At 70.6% G+C, this 4,548-nt stretch carries 5 protein-coding genes and 1 pseudogene; 3 read left to right on the forward strand and 3 right to left on the reverse strand.

Annotated features, from left to right (window positions below; all coding sequences use genetic code 11):
* The 3 genes and pseudogenes from A9976_RS26830 to A9976_RS31590 form a co-directional block, all read left to right on the forward strand.
* Positions 1-585 (forward strand): sensor histidine kinase KdpD (locus tag A9976_RS26830; RefSeq protein ID WP_183021514.1); only part of this gene is annotated, 585 nt, incomplete at its 5' end.
* 134 nt (positions 586-719) lie between these two features.
* Entirely contained in the window at positions 720-1,280 is a 561-nt protein-coding gene (locus tag A9976_RS26835; protein ID WP_183018809.1) for an RNA polymerase sigma factor, read from the forward strand.
* Positions 1,277-1,900: pseudogene (locus A9976_RS31590) on the forward strand (FecR family protein); the annotation flags it as partial. The gene A9976_RS26835 and the pseudogene A9976_RS31590, both read left to right, overlap by 4 nt.
* Positions 1,901-2,093: 193 nt before the next feature.
* On the opposite strand, the gene A9976_RS26840 reads toward A9976_RS31590, so the two are convergent.
* The 3 genes from A9976_RS26840 to A9976_RS26850 all read right to left on the reverse strand — a co-directional run.
* Positions 2,094-3,230: a FecR domain-containing protein gene (locus A9976_RS26840; protein WP_183021515.1), complete on the reverse strand. Its 1,137-nt coding sequence runs from the start codon at positions 3,228-3,230 to the stop codon at positions 2,094-2,096.
* Positions 3,227-3,787 (reverse strand): RNA polymerase sigma factor, encoded by a 561-nt coding sequence (locus tag A9976_RS26845; protein WP_183018809.1) that lies wholly within the window; start codon positions 3,785-3,787, stop codon positions 3,227-3,229. The genes A9976_RS26840 and A9976_RS26845 overlap by 4 nt, the downstream gene beginning before the upstream one ends.
* 134 nt (positions 3,788-3,921) lie before the next feature.
* Positions 3,922-4,548, reverse strand: a 627-nt coding sequence (locus tag A9976_RS26850) for a sensor histidine kinase KdpD (protein ID WP_183021516.1), incomplete at its 5' end; no start/stop codon positions are given.

Genomic DNA, 4,548 nt, shown 5'->3' on the forward strand with positions numbered 1-4,548 from the left:
GACATCCACGAGGCGGGCATACGCATGCTGGCCCTGGTCAACGACCTGCTGGATGTCGCCAAGCTGGAAAGCGCCGTGGGAACCATCCACGTGGAGCGCATCGACCTCAGGAGCCTGATCCGGCCCGTGGTGCGCGAGCTGGAGCCGCAGCAGCAGCAAAAGCTCATCGACCTGCGGCTGGAGCTCGACGAGGCGCCGCTGATCGCCAAGGCCGACCCCGTGCGCTTCCAGCAGGTGGTGCGCAATGTGCTGGCCAACGCCATCAAGTTCTCGCCCATTGGCGGGCGCATCGATGTGCAGGGCCGCATCGACGGACAGGGCGACATCTGCATCGCCGTCTCCGACCAGGGGCCGGGCATTCCGCCGCAGGAACTGGACAAGATCTTCCAGCCCTTCGTTCAGTCCAGCAAGACCAAGAACGGCTCGGGTGGAACGGGCCTGGGCCTGGCCATCTGCCGCAAGATCATCGACGCCATGGACGGCACCATCGCCGCCAGCAACCGCTCCGAAGGCGGATCGGTGTTTCGCATCACCCTGCCCTGCCGCAGCGGCGCACCGGAGACGCGCCCGGCGGAGTTGCTGTAGCGGCACCGCCGCGCGGAGCATGTGCGGTCGGCAAGCAACAGGCGACGAACAGGTGATGGCAAATGAGAAAAAGTCTCATTTAGAATGCCATCACTTCGCTCGCCCCTGCCTGCCCGCCTTCCCTCCCCGTTTGTATGACACGCCATCCGACTCCCGCAGCCTGGCTGGGCCTGGACCTGCGCTGGGCCTATGGCAGCCTGCTGCCCGCCATCTGGCGCAGCACGCGCTGCATCCACCGTGCGCAGGATGTGCTGCATGACGCCTTTGTGCGCTACGCCCTGAGCGGCCGGCATGAAGGCATCGCCCAGCCGCATGCCTACCTGCGCGTGGTGGCGCGCACCGTGCTGGCCGACCAGATGGCGCATGAACGCCGCTTCGTGCCACTGCCCGACCTGGCAGGCGAGCCGGACTCCACGGCCCCCGGCAGGTGCGCGGACGCCACCGCCCTGCAGGAAGCATTCACTGCGCCTTCCGCCGAGGTGCTGGCCGATCTGCAGCAGCGCCTGGCCGCCGCCCAGCGGGTCATCGAAGGGCTTCCACCGCGCTGCCGCGAGGTGTTCTGGCTGTGCAAGGTGGAAGGCCATTCCCAGCCCCAGATTGCCGCCATGCTGGGCATCAGCCTGAACATGGTGGAGCGCCACCTGATGCGCGCCCTGCTGGACCTGCGCGCCGCACGCGAGCTGCTCGCGCCATGAGCAAGCCGCGCGAGGAGGCAGCGCGCTGGTTCATACGCATGCACCGGGATGCGGGAGCGCAGGCGGGCGCCGCCGATGCCGCTGCCTGGCGCCGCTGGATGGATGCCGACCCGCGCCACGCCGCCGAATACGCCGCCTTCGAGGCGCTGTGGCAGGACTTCGACTCCACGCCCCGGGCCGAGGCCCTGGCCACGGCCGTGAACACCGCCGCACGCCAGCGCCGCGACACACGCCGCCACACCCGCCGCGCCGCCATCACCCGCGGCGTGCTGGGCATTGCCGGCCTGGGCACGGCGGGTGTGCTGGCCTTGCGCGGCTGGCATGCCTGGCAGGACTCCACCTTGTCCGCCCTGGCCCGCGACAGTGCGATTGGCGAGCGCATCGTGCTGCGCCTGCCCGACGCCAGCACGCTGACCCTGGGGCCGGCCAGCCGCATCGCCACGCGCTACTCCCGCCGACGGCGCGCCGTGGTGCTGGAGCAGGGCGAGGCCCTGTTCGACGTGGCCAGGGATGCAGACCGCCCCTTCACCATCGACGCAGGCCAGGCGCGCATCACCGTGCTGGGCACGCGCTTCACGGTCAACCGGCTGCCGGGCCTGGTGCGGGTGAGCGTGGAGCATGGAACGGTGCGCCTGGCGGGCGAAGGCGACGCGCAGGGCCATCAGGCGCTGCTGCTGCACGCCGGCGAAGTGGGAGAGATGCCGGATGCAGGCACCGATGGCGCGCACGATGCCGATGGCACTCTGCCCCGCCCCCGCCCCCGCCGCGTGCAGCGCGATGCGCGCGACAGCTTCTCGTCCATCGAACGCGGCCTCATCGTCTTCGACGGCGCCGGGCTGGGCGAGATCGCGGCCACGCTGTCGCGCTGGCGCCGCCAGCCCGTGCGTGCCGCACTGGCCGAAGCGCGACGTGGCGCGGGGTCAGCCAGGTGGCGCCGTTGCGTTCCTGCACGCGCACGGCGGCGATGCGCGGCAGCGCGTCCAGGAAGCTTTCCACATCGCCGCGCTGCACGGCGGCGGTGATGCGCGGTCCTCCGTCAGTGCCTTCGGCCAGTGCGGCACGCACGGGCTGGCGGCGCCAGCGCGACAGCGTGGCCGCGATCTCGCCCAGCCCGGCGCCGTCGAAGACGATGAGGCCGCGTTCGATGGACGAGAAGCTGTCGCGCGCATCGCGCTGCACGCGGCGGGGGCGGGGGCGGGGCAGAGTGCCATCGGCATCGTGCGCGCCATCGGTGCCTGCATCCGGCATCTCTCCCACTTCGCCGGCGTGCAGCAGCAGCGCCTGATGGCCCTGCGCGTCGCCTTCGCCCGCCAGGCGCACCGTTCCATGCTCCACGCTCACCCGCACCAGGCCCGGCAGCCGGTTGACCGTGAAGCGCGTGCCCAGCACGGTGATGCGCGCCTGGCCTGCGTCGATGGTGAAGGGGCGGTCTGCATCCCTGGCCACGTCGAACAGGGCCTCGCCCTGCTCCAGCACCACGGCGCGCCGTCGGCGGGAGTAGCGCGTGGCGATGCGGCTGGCCGGCCCCAGGGTCAGCGTGCTGGCGTCGGGCAGGCGCAGCACGATGCGCTCGCCAATCGCACTGTCGCGGGCCAGGGCGGACAAGGTGGAGTCCTGCCAGGCATGCCAGCCGCGCAAGGCCAGCACACCCGCCGTGCCCAGGCCGGCAATGCCCAGCACGCCGCGGGTGATGGCGGCGCGGCGGGTGTGGCGGCGTGTGTCGCGGCGCTGGCGTGCGGCGGTGTTCACGGCCGTGGCCAGGGCCTCGGCCCGGGGCGTGGAGTCGAAGTCCTGCCACAGCGCCTCGAAGGCGGCGTATTCGGCGGCGTGGCGCGGGTCGGCATCCATCCAGCGGCGCCAGGCAGCGGCATCGGCGGCGCCCGCCTGCGCTCCCGCATCCCGGTGCATGCGTATGAACCAGCGCGCTGCCTCCTCGCGCGGCTTGCTCATGGCGCGAGCAGCTCGCGTGCGGCGCGCAGGTCCAGCAGGGCGCGCATCAGGTGGCGCTCCACCATGTTCAGGCTGATGCCCAGCATGGCGGCAATCTGGGGCTGGGAATGGCCTTCCACCTTGCACAGCCAGAACACCTCGCGGCAGCGCGGTGGAAGCCCTTCGATGACCCGCTGGGCGGCGGCCAGGCGCTGCTGCAGATCGGCCAGCACCTCGGCGGAAGGCGCAGTGAATGCTTCCTGCAGGGCGGTGGCGTCCGCGCACCTGCCGGGGGCCGTGGAGTCCGGCTCGCCTGCCAGGTCGGGCAGTGGCACGAAGCGGCGTTCATGCGCCATCTGGTCGGCCAGCACGGTGCGCGCCACCACGCGCAGGTAGGCATGCGGCTGGGCGATGCCTTCATGCCGGCCGCTCAGGGCGTAGCGCACAAAGGCGTCATGCAGCACATCCTGCGCACGGTGGATGCAGCGCGTGCTGCGCCAGATGGCGGGCAGCAGGCTGCCATAGGCCCAGCGCAGGTCCAGGCCCAGCCAGGCTGCGGGAGTCGGATGGCGTGTCATACAAACGGGGAGGGAAGGCGGGCAGGCAGGGGCGAGCGAAGTGATGGCATTCTAAATGAGACTTTTTCTCATTTGCCATCACCTGTTCGTCGCCTGTTGCTTGCCGACCGCACATGCTCCGCGCGGCGGTGCCGCTACAGCAACTCCGCCGGGCGCGTCTCCGGTGCGCCGCTGCGGCAGGGCAGGGTGATGCGAAACACCGATCCGCCTTCGGAGCGGTTGCTGGCGGCGATGGTGCCGTCCATGGCGTCGATGATCTTGCGGCAGATGGCCAGGCCCAGGCCCGTTCCACCCGAGCCGTTCTTGGTCTTGCTGGACTGAACGAAGGGCTGGAAGATCTTGTCCAGTTCCTGCGGCGGAATGCCCGGCCCCTGGTCGGAGACGGCGATGCAGATGTCGCCCTGTCCGTCGATGCGGCCCTGCACATCGATGCGCCCGCCAATGGGCGAGAACTTGATGGCGTTGGCCAGCACATTGCGCACCACCTGCTGGAAGCGCACGGGGTCGGCCTTGGCGATCAGCGGCGCCTCGTCGAGCTCCAGCCGCAGGTCGATGAGCTTTTGCTGCTGCTGCGGCTCCAGCTCGCGCACCACGGGCCGGATCAGGCTCCTGAGGTCGATGCGCTCCACGTGGATGGTTCCCACGGCGCTTTCCAGCTTGGCGACATCCAGCAGGTCGTTGACCAGGGCCAGCATGCGTATGCCCGCCTCGTGGATGTCGTTGAACATGTCGGCCATGGCGGCATTGCCGCGCGAGCGCAG

The organism is Delftia sp. UME58, from assembly GCF_014170385.1.
In the GTDB taxonomy this organism is placed as follows: domain Bacteria; phylum Pseudomonadota; class Gammaproteobacteria; order Burkholderiales; family Burkholderiaceae_C; genus Comamonas; species Comamonas acidovorans.